The sequence below is a fragment of the Bacteroides sp. 44_46 genome, assembly GCF_001915465.1.
In the GTDB taxonomy this organism is placed as follows: domain Bacteria; phylum Bacteroidota; class Bacteroidia; order Bacteroidales; family Bacteroidaceae; genus Bacteroides; species Bacteroides clarus.
The window spans coordinates 163,075-180,893 of record NZ_MNQO01000002.1; the positions used below are offsets into that span (position 1 = coordinate 163,075).

The 17,819-nt window shown below is 49.1% G+C and carries 16 protein-coding genes; 12 read left to right on the top strand and 4 right to left on the bottom strand.

The window, feature by feature from the left end; translation table 11 throughout:
- Positions 1 to 37 precede the first annotated feature (37 nt).
- Entirely contained in the window at positions 38 to 691 is a 654-nt protein-coding gene (locus BHV73_RS01790; RefSeq protein ID WP_009122688.1) for a hypothetical protein, read from the top strand.
- Between the two features lie 24 nt (positions 692 to 715).
- Here BHV73_RS01790 and BHV73_RS01795 read toward each other — a convergent pair whose 3' ends face one another.
- The 4 genes from BHV73_RS01795 to BHV73_RS01810 form a co-directional block, all read right to left on the bottom strand.
- Positions 716 to 1,726, bottom strand: coding sequence for an AI-2E family transporter (locus BHV73_RS01795; RefSeq protein WP_009122687.1), 1,011 nt, complete (start codon positions 1,724 to 1,726; stop codon positions 716 to 718).
- A gap of 76 nt (positions 1,727 to 1,802) precedes the next feature.
- Complete coding sequence (locus tag BHV73_RS01800) at positions 1,803 to 2,417, bottom strand: L-threonylcarbamoyladenylate synthase (RefSeq protein WP_022219829.1); 615 nt, start codon at positions 2,415 to 2,417, stop codon at positions 1,803 to 1,805.
- Positions 2,418 to 2,479: 62 nt separating this feature from the next.
- Positions 2,480 to 4,222, bottom strand: a complete 1,743-nt coding sequence (locus tag BHV73_RS01805) for an ATP-dependent DNA helicase (RefSeq protein WP_087412931.1) — start codon at positions 4,220 to 4,222, stop codon at positions 2,480 to 2,482.
- A 3-nt stretch (positions 4,223 to 4,225) separates the two neighbouring features.
- Complete coding sequence (locus BHV73_RS01810; RefSeq protein ID WP_286736143.1) at positions 4,226 to 5,020, bottom strand: Cof-type HAD-IIB family hydrolase; 795 nt, start codon at positions 5,018 to 5,020, stop codon at positions 4,226 to 4,228.
- A 108-nt stretch (positions 5,021 to 5,128) separates the two neighbouring features.
- Here BHV73_RS01810 and BHV73_RS01815 point away from each other — a divergent pair, with 108 nt between their 5' ends.
- The 11 genes from BHV73_RS01815 (at position 5,129) to BHV73_RS01865 (ending at position 17,780) form a co-directional block, all read left to right on the top strand.
- Positions 5,129 to 6,022 (top strand): prenyltransferase, encoded by an 894-nt coding sequence (locus BHV73_RS01815; RefSeq protein ID WP_087412932.1) that lies wholly within the window; start codon positions 5,129 to 5,131, stop codon positions 6,020 to 6,022.
- Positions 6,019 to 6,636, top strand: coding sequence for a CPBP family intramembrane glutamic endopeptidase (locus BHV73_RS01820; RefSeq protein ID WP_087412933.1), 618 nt, complete (start codon positions 6,019 to 6,021; stop codon positions 6,634 to 6,636). Before BHV73_RS01815 ends, BHV73_RS01820 begins: the two co-directional genes overlap by 4 nt.
- A 15-nt stretch (positions 6,637 to 6,651) precedes the next feature.
- Positions 6,652 to 7,848 (top strand): MalY/PatB family protein, encoded by a 1,197-nt coding sequence (locus BHV73_RS01825; RefSeq protein WP_022219834.1) that lies wholly within the window; start codon positions 6,652 to 6,654, stop codon positions 7,846 to 7,848.
- Between the two features lie 138 nt (positions 7,849 to 7,986).
- Entirely contained in the window at positions 7,987 to 8,199 is a 213-nt protein-coding gene (locus tag BHV73_RS01830) for a type II toxin-antitoxin system antitoxin (protein WP_087425096.1), read from the top strand.
- Positions 8,200 to 8,369: 170 nt separating this feature from the next.
- Entirely contained in the window at positions 8,370 to 9,746 is a 1,377-nt protein-coding gene (locus BHV73_RS01835; RefSeq protein ID WP_009122679.1) for a porin, read from the top strand.
- 23 nt (positions 9,747 to 9,769) lie between these two features.
- On the top strand, positions 9,770 to 11,002 hold the full coding sequence (locus BHV73_RS01840; RefSeq protein ID WP_286736145.1) for an imelysin family protein: 1,233 nt from the start codon (positions 9,770 to 9,772) through the stop codon (positions 11,000 to 11,002).
- Between the two features lie 105 nt (positions 11,003 to 11,107).
- Entirely contained in the window at positions 11,108 to 12,541 is a 1,434-nt protein-coding gene (locus BHV73_RS01845; RefSeq protein ID WP_022219837.1) for a di-heme oxidoredictase family protein, read from the top strand.
- A 42-nt stretch (positions 12,542 to 12,583) separates the two neighbouring features.
- Positions 12,584 to 13,795, top strand: coding sequence for a porin (locus BHV73_RS01850; RefSeq protein WP_009122676.1), 1,212 nt, complete (start codon positions 12,584 to 12,586; stop codon positions 13,793 to 13,795).
- Between the two features lie 23 nt (positions 13,796 to 13,818).
- Positions 13,819 to 14,523, top strand: coding sequence for a hypothetical protein (locus BHV73_RS01855; protein WP_022219838.1), 705 nt, complete (start codon positions 13,819 to 13,821; stop codon positions 14,521 to 14,523).
- A gap of 33 nt (positions 14,524 to 14,556) precedes the next feature.
- Complete coding sequence (locus BHV73_RS01860; RefSeq protein WP_129618642.1) at positions 14,557 to 15,705, top strand: Rid family hydrolase; 1,149 nt, start codon at positions 14,557 to 14,559, stop codon at positions 15,703 to 15,705.
- An 11-nt stretch (positions 15,706 to 15,716) separates the two neighbouring features.
- A complete protein-coding gene (locus tag BHV73_RS01865; protein ID WP_286736146.1) occupies positions 15,717 to 17,780 on the top strand; it encodes a cytochrome c biogenesis protein CcsA in 2,064 nt (687 codons plus the stop codon).
- The last annotated feature ends 39 nt before the right edge of the window (positions 17,781 to 17,819 follow it).

The window sequence follows — 17,819 nt, forward strand, 5'->3', positions numbered from 1 at the left end:
TATTTGTATTTTCGTGCGCCTTAATGAATAATTATATATGGAAAGTACAGAATACACTTTGGATGGATTATTGTGTCAGTCTATCTTGCTCTTTCATCAGTCGCGGTTTTACGATACGTGCCGTGAGTCTGAAACAGAGGCGTTTCAGCTGCTGGAACAAGCGCGGCTGGTAATGCGGGACACCCAAAGCTGTGTTGATATGGCCAAATGGGGATGTACTTTCGAATGTCTCGCCCAGAAATATTATATAAATGGTGATACGGATGGGGTTTTGGAAGAGATAGATACCGCCTTGGCTTCTTTCTGGAAGAGAATAGAAGCGTCCCGTGTGGAAACGTTCGCCGTTTATTTGTGGTTGGGGTATTATTTTTTATTGCGTTTCAGGAACGGGGCTTCAAACTCTCGCGGGCGTTGTAAGCGGGTGATGTCCGATATATTATCGTATCTGACGGAGACTTTCCGTAAGGTCAGGAAGAAGCCGGCCTTAATGAATACTCTGCCTGATTTCTCGGCGGATGTATGGGGAGAAACTGTTTATTGGGTAGAGGTGGTTCATGGTTCCTGCCTTTGTGAAAAGCAGGCGGCCGCTTTATTGAAATTGCTGTACGACTTCAAGCAAATGGAACTTACCCGGGATAAAGTTGAGCAGGATATGCTGCTTCAACGGATTCTGGAGTTTTACAGTTTTTGATGCGTATATCTTATTATGACCGCTTTACCTTTCTCCGTCCAGATATCCTTTTTTGAACATATTGACAAAGAGGAAGAATAAGGAAAGTAGTAACGGACCGAAAATGACACCCATAAATCCAAAAAGAGAGAGACCGATGACTACTCCGAAAATGGTGATAAGCGGATGGATATCCGCCATCTTCTTCTGAATGATAAAACGTATCAGGTTATCGAGCTGGGAGATAACGAGGGCGCCGAAGATTGCCAATCCGATCGCTTGGAACCAATTGCCGATCAGTGCCATGTATATGGCTATGGGAACCCATATCAGTGCCGTACCTACCATGGGAACGACGCTGGCAAAACCTGTCAGAAATCCCGAGAATAAAATATTGGGGGCGCCGAATATCCAATAACCGATCATGGCCACTCCACCTTGTATAATGGCGAGCAAAGGTATGCCGATGGCATTGGAACGGACAATCATATTGATTTCATGTACTACATCCTGCGTGTTGGCCTCATTGAAGGGAAGAAGCTCGTTGACATATCGCTCCATTTTCTTTCCACCCATCAACATGAAGTAGAGAACAAAAACCAATACGAACATATTGACGGCAAAGCTGCTGATACCGCCCATCAGCGTTTGCCCGATGCGTGGCAGGGATGAAATGATGAATGAAAGGCTGTCTCCGCCTAATACGTTATATCCGGTCTTGGCCTTGATAACGGCGGCGGCTTCTTCAAACGGGGCGATGATGGCTTGCGGATCGAGATTGATGTTTTGCAGGTTTATTACAGCCAGCCATACTACCAACGCCAAAGGAACGAGGAAGCATAAAATAGCTTCTGCCGTAATGATGGTGGCGGCTATGCTGCGTTTCATCTTTCGTTTTTCGGACAGATAAATCATCTGGCGTCTGACCAGTATATAAATAGTCAACGCTCCTAATAAACCTCCCAAGAAAGGCGTGATTTGTCTGAAGAGGATAATTCCCAGTCCGATGATAATGGTAATCAGCGAATATTTCCAGTATTGCTCTTTTGTACTCATAAAGTGTATTGTTTCTTTGGAAAAGAAACATCATAAGAGCCGGAAAAGTTTTGCAAAGTATACGGGAGACTGCATTTTATCCTTCATCCAGCCGGCCTTTTCCCTGGCGTACGATTTCCGCCTCGCCATTAGTGCAGTTTACTATTGTAGAACCCTCTATGCCACCTATACCGCCGTCGATGACCAAGTCTACGATATTACCGAATTTCTCGTCAATCAGTTCGGGGTCGGTACAATATTCAATGTCTTCATTTTCATCGTAAGGGAGTGTGGTAGTCATGATGGGAGCGTCCAGCAGGCGTGCCAGTTCCTGGATAATCGGGTTGTCGGGCATGCGGATTCCTACTTCCTTGCGGTTACGAAATATCTTCGGCAGGCGGACGGTGCCGTTCAAGATAAAAGTGAAAGCGCCCGGCAGGTTGCGTTTCATTAATTTGAACGTATTGTTATCGAATTTGGCATATTCGCTGATACTGCTCAAATCGTAGCAGATAATGGACAGATTGTTCTTCTTCGGGTCAATGTTCTTGAGCTGGCAGATACGTTCTATTGCACGTTCTTTTAATCCGTGGCAGCCGATGGCATACATGGTATCGGTAGGATAGATAATGATTCCGCCGTCGTTCAGAATATCGATTACCTGTTGCAAATCCGCCGGATTGTTGTTTCTTTCATAAAGTTTCAGAAGCATAGGGCTATGGGATTATAAGTTGGATGTAAAAGTACTCGTTAATATTCTCAAAAGCAAGAGAATCATCTTTTTAGCATCTCTTTCTCTAATTTTTTAATCTTCTTCCATGCCTCTTTGAACTTGGGGCAGAGAGCAACGGCCTTTTCATAATTCTTCATGGCGGCTTCCTTCATATCCAGTTTAAGGCATTCGTCACCCATGATGATGTATTCACGGGCATACTTCACCAGCGACTTTTCTTTCTCTACGGCAGCCTGTTTCAGCGCGCGGTTCTCTTCACGCAATTGATTGATGATATTCAATTTCTTGCGGATAAGACGCTGCACAACGGGCTTTTCAATGTCGTAGCGGGAATGGATGGCTTTAAAGAACTCGTTGAGGAAAGTCTCAAAATCCCCTTTGTCGAACGCTTTGGCAGCAGCTGCATATTGAACGTCCGCCTGCGCTTGTTTTAGGGCGCGGTCGATGGCCTGACGGTTGTTGAAACGTTCGGCAAATCCTGCAATTTCGGGGCGTACGAATACGTCGGCGCGACTGATAGGCTTCCTCAGTTGTATTCCTTCCAGAGACGTACATCGGCTGAGTGCTACGTACGCTTGTCCTCCGGCAAACACTCCTCCGGTGAAGTCGATAACTACCCGGCTGAACGTCAGCCCCTGACTTTTATGAACAGTGATGGCCCATGCCAATCGTACGGGATACTGGGTGAAAGTTCCTAATTCCTCTTCTTCAATCTGTTTCTTTTCTTCATTGTATTTATAGCGGATATTCCGCCATGATTCCCGTTTCACGTCACATTCCTTGCCATCGTCCGTAATGACGTAGAGCGTCTCTTCAATGGGGTCAAAACCGCTGACAATCCCGATGGTGCCGTTTACCCACCGGCGGTCGAAATCATTTTTGATGAAAATGATTTGCGCGCCCGGTTTGAGTACCAGTTCCTGTGAAGTGGGAAGACTGCTTTCAGGGAAATCACCCATGATTTCTCCATGAAATGTTACAGGGTCTCCCGGCAGTTCGGCGAGTTTCTTATCGTTGATATAGTCCACGTTGTCGCGGCGGGTGGCGAGGGTGATGTACATATCGGCTTCAGACTGCTCTATCTGTGTGCCGTAACGGGTGTTGAGCAGTTGCAGGTCGGCAGCGCCCACCGTATTGTTTCGTATGTGGTCCAGTACGCTGACAAAAACTTTGTCGGTTTGGCGATAGACGGTCTGCAATTCAATGGAGACGAGGTCTATCTGGTTGAAGACCCTTGCGGAGAAAAAATAGGGGGTGGGATAGAAACGGTTCAGTATTTCCCGTTCGTCTCCTTTCACTACCGGCTCCAGCTGAAAGACGTCACCTACCAATAGAAGTTGTTTCCCGCCGAAAGGTTCCCGCAGATTACGTGAATAGACACGTAAAATACGGTCGACGGCATCGATGATGTCCGCCCGCACCATAGAAATCTCGTCAATGATAACCAGCTCCAGCTCCTCAAGCAGCTTGCGATGCGGTTTGGTATATTTAAAGAATTCGTGGATGCGTCCCCGCTGCAGGCTGAAATTGGGATCATCGGGCAGCAGAGGATAAAAAGGCAGCTTGAAGAAACTGTGCAATGTACTCCCGCCCGCATTGATGGCGGCAATTCCCGTAGGAGCCAACACTACATGCTTTTTCTTGGTATGCCCGCAGATATACCGGAGAAAGGTGGATTTGCCCGTACCCGCTTTCCCCGTCAGAAAAACGGACTGGCGGGTGTACTGTATGAGATTCAAAGCATCTTGAAACTCCTTGTTTTGGGTATCGGGTACGAACGGCATGATTCAACTCTCGATTATCCCGTACCGCTTTAGCGCATTGGCTATGCCATTGTCATCAACGCTCGTGGTGACATAATCGGCCACGGCTTTTACGTCGTCTTTGGCATTGCCCATAGCCACTCCGATACCTGCATGGCGCAACATGCTGATGTCGTTTCCACCATCGCCGAAAGTCATTGTTTCTTCCAGGCGAATGTTGAAATGCCGGATTATCTCATCGATGCCGTGTTGTTTGGTATTTCCTTTGGCGGTAACGTCTACAAATGCCGGATGCCAGCGTCCCATTTCGCAGTTGGGAATGGAGGGTAATACGGTTTGTTCCTCTTCGATGGTGATAAAGGGTGTCAGCTGGTAATATTCCTTGTCTGAATGATCGCTTGTATAAGGCTTTGACGCGATAGGGTCCGTTTTGAGTTGATGGTTGAATATCTCCGTTACGATCTCGTCGGGCTGGTTTACGCAAATATCGTGTTCGCCTACCAGTATGCAGGGGATATTGCGTTCGTGGCAGAAACTTGCCAGCGCATCCACTTCGGCTGCCGGAACGGGGCTTTTGTAGATGACGGTATCGTCCACAAAACAATAGGCGCCGTTCATGGTGATGTAGCCGTCTATCAGTTTCCGTTCCTGCAGGGCGGCGAGGTTGTTGATGATGACACGCGGACGTCCGGTGGAAATGAATATCTGTATGCCTTTGGCTTTAGCGGCTTCCAGCGCTTCAATGGTGGAAACGGGAATTTGGTGAGTCTTGAAGCTCACCAGCGTACCGTCAATGTCAAAAAACAGAGCTTTAATCATATGGGTCTCTTTTAAATTGGTTGGCAAATTTACTCAAAAGCGAAGATATTTCGTACTTTTGCACACAATTTTGTTCAGCGCATTTAAAATCAAAAACTCGAATATATAATGAAGACACATTCTTTTAAAGACTGGATGATAGCCGTGCGTCCGTGGTCGTTCCCCGCTTCGGCCATGCCGGTGGTGGTGACGCTGGCCTATCTGTTTTGGATGAAGGAAGATATAAATTGGGCGAACGGTATATGGGCTTTGTTGAACATCGTCGTTTTCCATGCGGCCGGAAACACTTGGAGCGATTATTTCGATTATAAGCAAGGGGTTGATATGAAAGATACGTTCGGCGCGAAAACGTTGACGGATAAGATGTTTACTCCTAAGGAAATATATTGTTTGTCGTTAGTCCTGCTTTTGGCGGCTCTTGCCGGAGGTCTCGGATTATTGTGGCGTACAGGCTTTCCTCTGCTGTATATCGGTTTGGGCGGTGCGGCGTGCGCGCTTCTGTATCCGCCGCTGAAGTACAACGCGTTGGGAGACGTCGTTATCTTCATGGCTTACGCTTTCTTGCCCACTTTGGGGACTGCCTATGTCTCTACCGGAGCATTTCTGTGGGACGTTCTTTGGATAGCGATTCCCGTAGGGTTGATTACGGTGGCCATCCTGCACGCCAACAATACCCGCGATATGCAGACCGACGCCCGGGCGAGCATCAAGACTTTGGCAATGGAATTGGGTGGAAGGACATCCGTGATTCTCTATTGTGCGGAGATACTGTTTCCTTTCGGTTGGATTGCCGGTTGCGTAGCAGCCGGAACTTTTCCTTTATGGACGTTGTTAGTCTTGCTTGTGCTGGTTCCTGCCGTCGGCAATGTCCGGGTCATGTCCCGGTTTTCGGGAAAGGGTGTTGCCGCCATCGCCAATCTGGATGAGATGACGGCAAAGCTCCAGTTATTGTTTAGTTTGGTATTCGCTTTATCATTTGTCATAGCCGGTTTATTCGTATGAAGAAATTAGTTTTTACTATTATATTGGCCGCTGTTTTGTGGACCGTCATGTTTTCGCCGTGGACGGCTCCTGCCGTTAATTTCTGGTGGATGATGACCGGTTCCGCACTGACCTTATCCGTATTTGCCACCCTGTTCAGCCCCGGATGGTGGCGTGAGGTGAAATGGAGTATTTCCAATGTCTTGCTGGGCGTCGGTATCGCCGTTGCTTTATGGATGATTTTCTGGGTGGGAGATAAGGTTTCCACTTGGATGTTCGACTTTGCCCGTCCGCAGGTAGATTCCATTTACGGTATGAAAGAAGGCGAGTCTCCCTGGTTGCTGGCTGCCTTGATGCTGGTCTTGATAGGGCCTGCGGAAGAAATCTTCTGGCGGGGATACGTGCAACGCACGCTTTCCGAACGTTGGAAGAATCCCGATACGGGGTTTGCGGCGGCTACGGCCTTGTACGCGCTGGTACATGCCGGCTCTTGCAATTTCATGCTTATCATGGCGGCATTGGTGGCAGGTGTGGTTTGGGGAGCGCTTTACCGTTTCTTCCCGAATCGGTTTGCCGCCATTATCCTGTCGCATTCTTTGTGGGATGTGGCTGTTTTTATCTTTTTCCCTATTTAAAACAACTTGAACCTTATGAAGTATAATTTTGATGAAGTGATCGAACGCCGCGGTACGGACTCCGTAAAGTGGGACGGCGTGGAGAATGTATGGGGGCGTAGCGATTTGCTTCCCATGTGGGTGGCCGATATGGATTTCCGTACGCCGCCTTTTGTAATGGACGCTTTGCGCAGACGTCTCGACCATGCGGTTTTGGGATATACTTTCGCCTGTGAAGAGTGGTATACCTCTATTTGCCATTGGTTGCGCAGGCGTCACCAATGGGATATCACGCGTGATATGCTGACGTTTGTGCCCGGTATTGTGCGTGGACAAGCCTTTGCCTTACAATGCTTTACCAAGCCGGGCGATAAGGTGATGGTAATGACTCCGGTATACCATCCTTTCTTTTTGGTGACCGAACGTATGGGACGTGAAGTCGTTTACTCTCCGCTTGATTTGCATAACGGGCATTATCACATTAATTTCGAGCGTTTCGCTAAGGACATTCAAGGGTGCAGGGCGCTTATTCTTTGTAATCCTCATAATCCCGGCGGGCGTGTCTGGACAACCGGGGAGTTGCGCCGGATAGCGGATATCTGTCAAGAGAACGGGACTATGGTAATTTCCGACGAGATACATGCCGACCTCACTTTGCCTCCCCATAAGCATCATCCTTTTGCCACCGTATCCGAGGCGGCCGCACAGAATTCCCTTACCTTTATGGCTCCCAGCAAAGCTTTTAATATGCCGGGTTTGGGCAGTTCCTACGCCATAGCGGTAAACGAAGATATTCGCCGCCGTTTCCGGGACTTTATGGAGGCGGGCGAGTTCTGCGAAGGACATTTGCTGGCCTATATCGGCGCTGCGGCAGCCTATACGCATGGAGAAGAATGGCTGAAGCAGATGCTCGGATACGTACAAGGCAATATAGACTTTACGGAGAATTATCTGAAGGAGCATATCCCGGGTATCGGTATGATACGTCCCCAGGCCTCTTACCTGATTTTCTTGGATTGTCGCGCATTAGGCCTGCCGCAAGAGGAACTGGTAAAGTTTTTTGTGGAAAAAGCCCGTTTGGCATTGAATGACGGCACAATGTTCGGTAAGCCGGGAGAAGGGTTTATGCGATTGAATATCGGTTGCCCCCGTTCTGTTCTGGAAAGAGCCTTGCAGCAGTTGGCCGTGGCGGTTAAGGAAGTAAGAAGCGCGGCAAAAAAGACAGTCCCCTAAACTTTCCGAAGAAGTTATTGTTAATTTATACGGAAGAGAAGAGACGGCGTTCGGTAATCTACCGGGAGTACTTTGTACCGATAAAGCTGTAAATCCTGTGAACATACGCAGGATATGAATCATTAATAAAGTATATAAGTGACTAAAAAAGAGACTTTAACGAAAAGCTTTGTCTTACGTGTGGATGCTGTGACAATGGATGCTATCGAGAAATGGGCAGCCGATGAGTTCCGTAGTACCAATGGACAGCTTCAGTGGATTATAGCCGAGGCTCTTCGTAAAAACGGACGGGTCAAAAAGAGTAAGTCCGCTCCCCATCTCGATTTGGAAACACAAGAATGTGAAGATTAAATGGTTATCTTGATAGTTAATCCCTATTGCCGAATGCGATAGGGATTTTTTTTGTTTGGATAAGACCTACCTAATTGTTGCTATCCCGTCTTTAAGTAATACTCTGTTTTAGGTATTGTTACCATTTTTAACTACCCCTACCTTTGTCCCAACAAAAATTAAGATAAAAGATGAGAAAATTAACGAGCTTATTAGCATTGTGTTTTTTAGTATCGGCCAATGCTTTATGGGCAGGGGAGCCCGATGAAGCGAGCGCGAAAAGCGAGACTGCCGAGAGTATGCTGAAGAAAGAAAAGACAAGCACTTCGGATGATGACAGCTACAAGAAATTCCGTTTCGGCGGATATGGAGAAATGGTAGCCAGTTTTAAGGATTACGGCATCAACCGTTTCTTTGGCGGCAATAGAGGAAATTCGGACGACCACCGTAATACGATCGCCATCCCGCGTTTCGTATTGGCATTCGATTATAAGTTCAATTCCAAGTGGATACTGGGGGCTGAAATAGAATTTGAATCCGGAGGTACAGGTACGGCCGTAGAGCTGGAGAACTCCGAGAATGGAGAGTACGAAACGGAAATAGAGAAAGGCGGCGAGGTCGCTTTGGAGCAATTCCATATTACACGCCTGATACATCCTGCTTTTAATGTCCGTGCCGGACATATGATTGTGCCCGTCGGACTTACCAATGCGCATCACGAGCCCATTAACTTTTTCGGAACCTACCGTCCGGAAGGCGAAACCACCATTCTTCCTTCCACCTGGCACGAAACGGGTATCGAGTTCTTCGGTACTTTCGGTAAGGGATATGCTACATTCGATTATCAGGCGTTGATTGTAACCGGTCTGAATGCGAACGGTTTCGACCGCAATAACTGGGTTGCAGGTGGAAAGCAGGGCTTCTTCGAGGTCGACAACTTTACCTCTCCCGCTTATGTCGCCCGTCTGGATTATAGGGGAGTACCGGGTCTGCGTATAGGCGGCTCTTTCTATTACTGCGTCAATACGGCGTCCAATTCCGATAAAGTAGCCACGTATGCGGGAGTAAAAGCACCGTTGCGCATTTATACCGTCGACGGTCAGTATAAGAACAAGTATGTGACGGCCCGTACGAACTTTGTGTTTGGCAACCTGACGGGAGCTACCGCTATCAGCAATAAGAATAAAGGTTTGTCCAATTCCTCTCCTTATACCCGTGTGGTACAAGTGGCCAAGAAAGCCGTGAGCTATGCCGGTGAGGTCGGTGTCAATCTCCGTTCTATTTGCAACGGCAATAAGAAAGTGCCTGTCATCTATCCGTTTGCCCGTTATGAATACTACAATCCTCAGGAAGCGGGAGAAAAAGGCCAGCTTCCCATGGACAAGAGAAATCAGGTGAGCATGTGGACTGCCGGCCTGAACTGGTACGCATTGCCCAATCTGGTGGTAAAGGCCGATTACATGACCCGCCAAATAGGTACAGGCAAGGTATTCGGCAAAGGCAAATACAATAGCGAAAACGAATTTTCCATCGGTATCGCCTATGTCGGTTGGTTTATAAAGAAATAATATATTAATCTCAAATAATAACGATGAAAATGAAAAAGTATTTTTTGTATGTTGCAGCTTGCATGCTGTCTTTGGGCGGAATGATGTCCGCATGTAGTGATGACGATGATCCTTCTAATGGAAATGGTAATGGCGCTGTGGAAGAAATCGACATTACCAAAGATAACGCTTCCAACTGGTACAGCTACATGATTAACGTGGCTAATCTGTTGAAAGAAGACGCCACAACGCTTTACAATGACTGGAAAACCAGCTATAACGGAGGAGAATCCTATGCTTCGATTTTTATCAATCATAATAATTCGGCTTACTTTGGTACTGCCAATAACTGTGTCCAGCAGATTATCGAAGGTTGCTGGGATATTGCCAATGAGGTAGGCGATGCGAAAATCGGCGACCCTTACGATTTGTATGTGGACGGAAAGACACAAGACGCTTTGTATGCGGTGGAATCTTGGTTCAGCTGGCATTCCCGTGAGGACTATTCCAACAATATCATCTCCATTTACAGCGCGATTTGCGGTACGCGAGATGTAAAGGTGAATAACGATGTGATGGATTTGGCGAACTCTGCAATTGCCGCGAATTCCCTTTATAATGTAATTAAAGCCAGCGATGAAAAGCTGGCGAACGATACCCGTGAGGCCATCAAGAAAGCCCATGATGCCATTCTGGCTATTCCCGCTCCTTTCCGTAGCCATATCAACAGTGCGGAAGCATTGGCAGCCCAACAGGCTTGCGCGGATTTGGCAGACCTTTTGGATAAGAGGTTACACCCTGAAATCGCGCAAAAGGAAGACGTATATAATGATGCCGTTCTGAATGAAGTCGTAAAAACCTATGTAAATGACGTGGTACTTCCTACTTACCTGGATTTGAAAGACGAAGTGGCCGTATTGTTGGAGAAAGTAAGCGCGTTGCAGAAGAACCCGACCGATGCGAACTTTAAGGCTGCCGCAGCCCAATGGATTGTAGCCCGCAAGCCGTGGGAAACAAGTGAGGCGTTCCTGTTCGGCCCCGTAGCCGATAAAGGTTTGGACCCCAATATGGATAGCTGGCCGTTGGATGCGGATGCGATTGTCAACATCCTGAATTCGGGAGACTTCACCAAATTGCAATGGAACGGTGAGTTCATTACCGATGAGAACGGTGACCCGGTAGAGAGCATTGCGTCCGCTCAGAATGTTCGTGGTTTCCATACATTGGAATTCCTTCTTTTCAAGGATGGCGATCCTCGTACGGCACCGGCTGAATAAGTCCCGGATATGACCGTGTGGGCAAATAAGTAAAGGAGTGCCTTGCCGTCTCCTTTACTTATTTGTTGTGTTCTGATATTTTGTGTAAAATAAACTCTGTTGCTTATGAGATATTTAGAAAAGCGTTTGTTTCCGTTGTTGCTTGGTTCGTTGCTTTGCTGTGCTTGTGAGGGCGATACTTATGATATATTGGATATAGAAGTGCCGGGCGGTTATGAATTGTCCGCCGGTACCGCCACTGTATTTATGCGTTCTTCCAAGGCTTATGACACTCCGGCCAACTGGGTGACGGGAGCCTATAACTCACGTTTCAATAACGGAGACGGACTTTACGACGATGTCCGTACCAGCACTAACGGAACGGGCGGCGGTTTGGGCCCTGTCTATGCCGGATATTCCTGCGGCAGTTGCCATCATAACGCAGGCCGTACACGTCCTACGTTGTGGAGCGAGGGAGGATCGGGCAGTAGCGGTTTCTCTTCCATGCTGATATACATCACCCGCAAGAACGGCGCTTTCTTTCCCAATTACGGGCGTGTGCTTCACGACCAGTCCATTTATGGCGTAAAGGCGGAAGGAAAGCTGAAAGTGGAATATACTTATGAGGATTTTAAGTTTCCCGACGGTACTCCTTATCAGCTTGCCAAGCCCACTTATACGATAACGGACTGGTATGCGGAAGAAATAAAACCGGAAGATTTGTTCTGTACGGTTCGTATCCCCCTGCGGCATGTGGGAATGGGACAGATGATGGCGCTCGACCCGAAAGAGATTGAGGCGCTTGCCGCCAAAAGCAATTACCCCGAATACGGCATTAGCGGACGCTGTAATTACATTACGGAGAAAGGCGTGAAAAGTTTGGGACTGTCGGGCAACAAGGCCCAGCATGCAGACCTGACCGTGGAACTGGGCTTCTCCAGCGATTTGGGAGTGACCAACAGCCGTTATCCGGAGGAAATCTGTGAAGGGCAATTGCAAATGGAGCAGGGCAGCATGATGGGGCTGTCCTACGACCAATTGGATGTATCGGCGGAGGATATGGAGGACGTAGACCTCTATATGCAATGTCTGGGTGTGCCGGCCCGCCGCAATGTGGATGACGAACAGGTTATCAAAGGAGAGCAGAAGTTCTATGAAGCCAAATGCCACCTTTGCCATGTCACCACCTTGCATACCAAGCCGCGCGGCAGTTCTTTGTTGATAGGGACGCAGCTCCCGTGGCTGGGCGGCCAGACCATTCATCCGTATTCGGATTTCCTGCTCCACGATATGGGTTCGGAAATTATGGGTGTGGGATTGAACGACAACTATGTCAGCGGTCTGGCGCGCGGCAACGAATGGCGTACCACCCCGTTGTGGGGTATCGGCTTGCAGGAGATTGTCAACGGACATACCTATTTCCTGCACGACGGCCGCGCCCGCAATCTGGTTGAGGCCATTATGTGGCACGGCGGCGAGGCGGAGGCTTCCAAGAATCTGTTTAAGAATATGAATAAGGAAGACCGTGACGCGCTGATTGCATTTATCAATTCACTATAATAACAAGTTACACAGTATTTAAATAAGAAACGATATAATCGTATGAAGAAATTAATATTATTGGCTTCGCTTGCCGCTATGCCGTTGATGGCAATGGCACAGCACGAAGAAGATACGGAGAATGGCGTGGTGTCGTTGGCCGGAAGGGAAGGCTTTACTATTTCCAGCAAGAAAGGCGACTTTGTTTTCAAACCCTATTTGCTGGTACAGACGAGCGCCAATCTGAACTGGTATGATGATGAAGGCTTGGACAAGGCCTACAATCAGGATAACTTCGCCAATTCCGGTTTCTCAGTGCCTTATGCGGTGTTGGGTTTTACGGGTAAGGCTTTCGGGAAGGTATCTTTCAACCTTTCCATCAATGCGGCGGCCAGCGGCGGCGCTTTGTTGCAGCAGGCTTGGTTCGACGTGCAGTTCAAGAAGCAGCTGGCATTGCGTGTAGGTAAGTTCAAGACGCCTTTCTCGCATGCCTACCTGACTACGTTGGGCGAGACATTGCTGCCGCAGTTGCCTGTCTCGCTGACCTCTTCCGTCATCATGCCTTATTCGCTGAACGCCGTTACTCCGAACATGGCTACCGGCTTTGACCTGGGCGTGGAGCTGCACGGATTGGTAGGCGAGAAGTTCGGCTATGAGGTCGGCTTGTTCAACGGTACGGGAATCTCCGTGAATACGGCTTCAAAAACTATCAGTGACGACTGGCACATACCTTCTTTGCTTTATGCGGGCCGTCTGACTTATATGCCTAAGGGAGTGATGCCTTCCACGCAAGGCAACCCGAACCGCCTGAATGAAGACAAGATGCTTTTCGGCCTGTCCGGTTCTATCAATGTGGAGAGCGAGAATGAGAGTACGAACGATACGCGCGTCGGTTTGGAGTTTGCCATGTTGAAGAACAAGCTCTATCTGGCTGCCGAGGCGTACTATATGAATGTGGGATTCACCAAGCGGCAGAAGATTGACGAGACGTATCATTATTTGGGCGGTTATGTGCAGGGCGGTTATTTTGTGGCTCCCCGTGTTCAGGTGGCCGCGCGCTACGACTTCTTCAACCGTAACGGTACCGGTGACGACGGCTTCCTGAATATGCCGGCCGTGGGCATGAATTACTTCTTCAAGGGTTGCAACCTGAAGCTACAGGCTATGTATCAGTATATAGCCCGTTGGGGACATGACACGCAGCTCGACCGCGATAATGATAACCTGGGTCTGGCTACGCATTCCGCTACCGTTTTGCTGCAATACACATTCTAACAGATTGAAGAAAGGATTTATCTATGAAGAACTATATTCTTTTCTTATCGCTGTTCATGTTCGTTTTCGCCTCTTGCGACGATGGCAGGCTCTATCAGGACAGGCTCATCGTGCCGGAAGAAGGGCGTGTGGTGAAGCTGCACGTGAATATGAGCGGAGTGGATACATGGCCGGACGGCTATACGGTGGTTCTTGCGGGTTTCAATGACGACAAGGAGTATTCGCTGATAGCAAAGTCCATCCCGAACAACGGGGATGTGGACATGGTAATGGCGGGTATAGGCGAAGACGTCACTTCCATCGAGCTTTGCGTGACGAACCGTATCCGTGAACGTGTCTATTCCTTTTACACACAGGACTTCTCGACAGTAGATGCCGATACCACCCGGGTGGATGCCGGAACAATCGATGCCGGCATGTTCAATGCCATTCAGCAGGGTATTTTTATTGGTAAGTCGTGTGTGGGTTGTCATGGAACCAGTACGACCGCGGCCGCCGATTTGGATTTGAAAGAGGGTGTCAGTTATAACGACCTGGTGAACCGTCCGTCCGTCATAATGCCCGAATGGATGCGTGTCAATCCGGGCAATTCCGGTGAAAGCATGTTGTATCAGATACTTTCTTCCCCTGTCAGCAAGGAGTGGGGACACGATCATTCGCAGGAAATAGAATCGTCTATAACGCTGGATATGCTTAAAGACTGGATAGACTCCGGCGCCAAAGAATAACTTCTATCAACAACAACGAAAAAAGATATTGTCATGAACAATAAACAACAAAAGCAAACAGAAAAGACCTCAACTGAAATCTTTAAATATAATGTGGAAAACGGTGTTTCGGAATATCATGTGATGATTCATGCGTGCTGTCCGGAAGATACATACGAGCAGCAGCTGAACGCGGTCGTGAATGCCTACTTCACCTTGCTCGAAGGGGAGCTTCATGGCGCCGTTGCCGTTTTCAAGCGTTATTTCCTGAGCGATGCCGCCAACCAGTCGGATATGCTGCTGGCGCTTACCACCGAGAGTTCGGACTGCGCGCTTTCCATCGTGGAGCAGCCGCCGTTGAACGGTACTAAAATAGCCTTGTGGGCATACCTGCAGTCCGGAGTACAGACAAGAGTGCTTCACAACGGGCTGTTTGAGGTGAAACATGGCGCTTACCGCCATCTTTGGAGCGGCAATGCCTTCAATCGTGCGGCCAACTCCGAATATCAAACCCGCCTGTTGCTGAATGACTACGTGATGCAGCTTATGGAACAGGGATGCAAATTGGCGGACAACTGTATCCGTACCTGGTTCTTCGTGCAGAACGTAGACGTGAACTATGCCGGCGTGGTGAAGGCCCGCAACGAAGTGTTTGTTACGCAAAACCTGACGGAGAAGACGCATTACATATCGAGTACCGGTATCGGCGGCCGCCATGCCGATCCGAAAGTGTCGGTGCAGATGGACGCGTATGCGGTCGACGGGATAAAGCCCGGACAGGTTCATTTCCTGTATGCGCCTACGCATCTGAACCCCACTTATGAGTATGGCGTCAGTTTTGAGCGCGGCACGTATGTGGATTACGGCGACCGCCGGCAGGTCTTTATCTCCGGTACGGCAAGCATCAATAATAAAGGCGAGGTGGTGCATCCGGGAAACATCCGCAGGCAAACCGAACGTATGTGGGAAAATGTGGAGGCTCTCCTGAAGGAAGCCGGCTGCACATTCGCCGACCTGGGGCAGATGATTGTATACCTGCGCGATATGGCGGACTACGCCGTAGTGAAAGAGATGTACGACAAGCGTTTCCCCGCTACCCCCAAAGTGTTTGTCCACGCGCCGGTGTGCCGTCCGGGCTGGCTGATAGAAATGGAGTGCATGGGCGTGAAGAGGCTTGAGAATACAGAGTATGCCCCTTTCTAAAAGAGCGACCGATGTTTTGTAATTTGAAACGATTGTTTGTAAGTGTATATATCTGTCTCGTATGCTTGCTTGCCATAGCTACATTTCTGGAGCAGGCGTACGGGACGGATTTTATAGAAAAGCATATATATCATTCTTTTTGGTTTTGTTGTGTCTGGGGGATTCTGGCCGTTGCGGCTATGATGGCATCAGCCGGAAAGCGGTTGCGGAAATTTCTCCCTGCGTTGTTGTTGCATGGCTCCTTCCTCGTGATTTTGGCGGGAGCCATGATTACGTTTGCCGGCGGCCGGAAAGGATATGTACATCTTATTGCAGGGAACAAGGTAAGCCGTTTTGTGGAGCAGGAGAGCGGGCGGGAGATAGATTTGCCCTTTACATTGCTTTTGGACAGCTTTCGGGTGGAATACTATCCCGGTACGGAAGCTCCCGCGGACTATATCAGCCATATCCGCGTATTACGGCCGGGGCAGGGGGCGGACAGCTCCTCTTGCAGCCGCACCGTTTCCATGAACCGTATCTTGTCCGAACAGGGTTTCCGTTTCTATCAGTCGTCTTTCGACGAAGACAGGCAGGGCAGTTGGCTGACGGTGAACCATGACCCTTGGGGCATAGGAATTACCTATGCGGGATACATCCTGTTGGGCATCTCTATGATTGGGATGCTTTTCGGCCGCAGGGGAGAATTCCGCAGGCTGATGAACCATCCGTTGCTTAAAAAGGGAGGCGTGTTCTGCCTTCTGCTGTTGGCGGGAAGCATGCAGGTGCAGGGACGGACGCTTCCGGCCTTGAGCATCAGGCAGGCGGACAGCCTGGCTTCCGAACAGGTTATTTACCATGACAGGGTGGTGCCCTTCAATACGCTTGCCCGTGATTTCGTGACGAAACTGACGGGACGGCCGTCTTATGCGGGGTTAACTCCCGAACAGGTTATCGGCGGCTGGTTGCTGCGTCCGGAAGTGTGGCAGTACGAACCGATGATTTATATTAAGAACCGGGAATTATGCCGCCTGTTGAACCTGAAAACGTCTTACGCTTCTGTGGCCGACTTGTTTGACGGACAGCGGTACCGCTTGCAGGACTTCTGGCAGGGCGGGCGGGAAACCGGCCGGAAAATGTCTCCTCTGGAAAAGGCAATCGTGGAAACGGACGAAAAGGTGGGATTGATTCTGATGCTTCAAAAGGGTACCTTGATTCGCCCTCTGCCGAAAGACGGCGGCGTAAAGCCGCTGCCATCGCCGAAGGTACGCGCGGAGCTTATCTACAACCGTATTCCTTTCAGCAAATGCCTGTTCATGTTCAATCTGACGGTCGGTTTGCTGGCATTCTTCCATCTGGTATATTGCGGCTTGCGCCATGCTTCGGAGCGGAGCGCTTTGTCATGCCGGATAAACCGTTTGTTTGTGGCGGCACTTTATGCGGCATTCCTTTTCCAGCTCTTCGGATACGGTCTGCGCTGGTATGTGGGCGGGCGTATTCCGTTGAGCAACGGATATGAGACGATGCAGTTTATGGCCTTGTGCACGCTGCTGCTGGCGTGCTTGTTTCGCCGCAGGTTTCCGTTTACGGTTCCTTTCGGCTTTCTGCTTTCGGGATTTGCGTTGCTCGTCGCCCATTTGGGGCAGATGAATCCGCAGATTACCCCTTTGATGCCTGTACTTGTGTCTCCCTGGCTCAGCATGCACGTTTCACTGATAATGATGTCCTATGCGCTGTTCGCCTTTATGATGCTGAACGGAATACTTGCTTTGTGTATTCGCAGGCACGGGAAGATGCTGATGCTCCTTAGCCGTCTCCTGCTTTATCCGGCGAATTTCTTCCTGGGCGCGGGTATCTTTATGGGGGCTGTCTGGGCCAACGTGTCGTGGGGGCGGTATTGGGCATGGGACCCCAAAGAGGTTTGGGCGCTGATTACGTTCCTTGTGTACGGAATGGCGTTTCATGCGAAGAGCCTGCCCGCTTTCCGCAGGCCGTTGTTCTTTCACATCTATATGATTGCGGCCTTTCTTACGGTGTTGATGACCTATTTCGGAGTGAATTACATCCTGGGCGGCATGCACAGCTATGCAAACGCGTGATTGAAACGGTAGTGTTACCTATTTATAATGACTGGCGTT

Excerpts from the sequence above, each read along its gene's own strand:
- BHV73_RS01790 (WP_009122688.1), top strand. The coding sequence starts at position 38 with ATGGAAAGTACAGAATACACTTTGGATGGATTATTGTGTCAGTCTATC.
- BHV73_RS01795 (WP_009122687.1), bottom strand. The coding sequence starts at position 1,726 with ATGAGTACAAAAGAGCAATACTGGAAATATTCGCTGATTACCATTATC.
- BHV73_RS01800 (WP_022219829.1), bottom strand. The coding sequence starts at position 2,417 with ATGCTTCTGAAACTTTATGAAAGAAACAACAATCCGGCGGATTTGCAA.
- BHV73_RS01805 (WP_087412931.1), bottom strand. The coding sequence starts at position 4,222 with ATGCCGTTCGTACCCGATACCCAAAACAAGGAGTTTCAAGATGCTTTG.
- BHV73_RS01810 (WP_286736143.1), bottom strand. The coding sequence starts at position 5,020 with ATGATTAAAGCTCTGTTTTTTGACATTGACGGTACGCTGGTGAGCTTC.
- BHV73_RS01815 (WP_087412932.1), top strand. The coding sequence starts at position 5,129 with ATGAAGACACATTCTTTTAAAGACTGGATGATAGCCGTGCGTCCGTGG.
- BHV73_RS01820 (WP_087412933.1), top strand. The coding sequence starts at position 6,019 with ATGAAGAAATTAGTTTTTACTATTATATTGGCCGCTGTTTTGTGGACC.
- BHV73_RS01825 (WP_022219834.1), top strand. The coding sequence starts at position 6,652 with ATGAAGTATAATTTTGATGAAGTGATCGAACGCCGCGGTACGGACTCC.
- BHV73_RS01835 (WP_009122679.1), top strand. The coding sequence starts at position 8,370 with ATGAGAAAATTAACGAGCTTATTAGCATTGTGTTTTTTAGTATCGGCC.
- BHV73_RS01840 (WP_286736145.1), top strand. The coding sequence starts at position 9,770 with ATGAAAATGAAAAAGTATTTTTTGTATGTTGCAGCTTGCATGCTGTCT.
- BHV73_RS01845 (WP_022219837.1), top strand. The coding sequence starts at position 11,108 with ATGAGATATTTAGAAAAGCGTTTGTTTCCGTTGTTGCTTGGTTCGTTG.
- BHV73_RS01850 (WP_009122676.1), top strand. The coding sequence starts at position 12,584 with ATGAAGAAATTAATATTATTGGCTTCGCTTGCCGCTATGCCGTTGATG.
- BHV73_RS01855 (WP_022219838.1), top strand. The coding sequence starts at position 13,819 with ATGAAGAACTATATTCTTTTCTTATCGCTGTTCATGTTCGTTTTCGCC.
- BHV73_RS01860 (WP_129618642.1), top strand. The coding sequence starts at position 14,557 with ATGAACAATAAACAACAAAAGCAAACAGAAAAGACCTCAACTGAAATC.
- BHV73_RS01865 (WP_286736146.1), top strand. The coding sequence starts at position 15,717 with ATGTTTTGTAATTTGAAACGATTGTTTGTAAGTGTATATATCTGTCTC.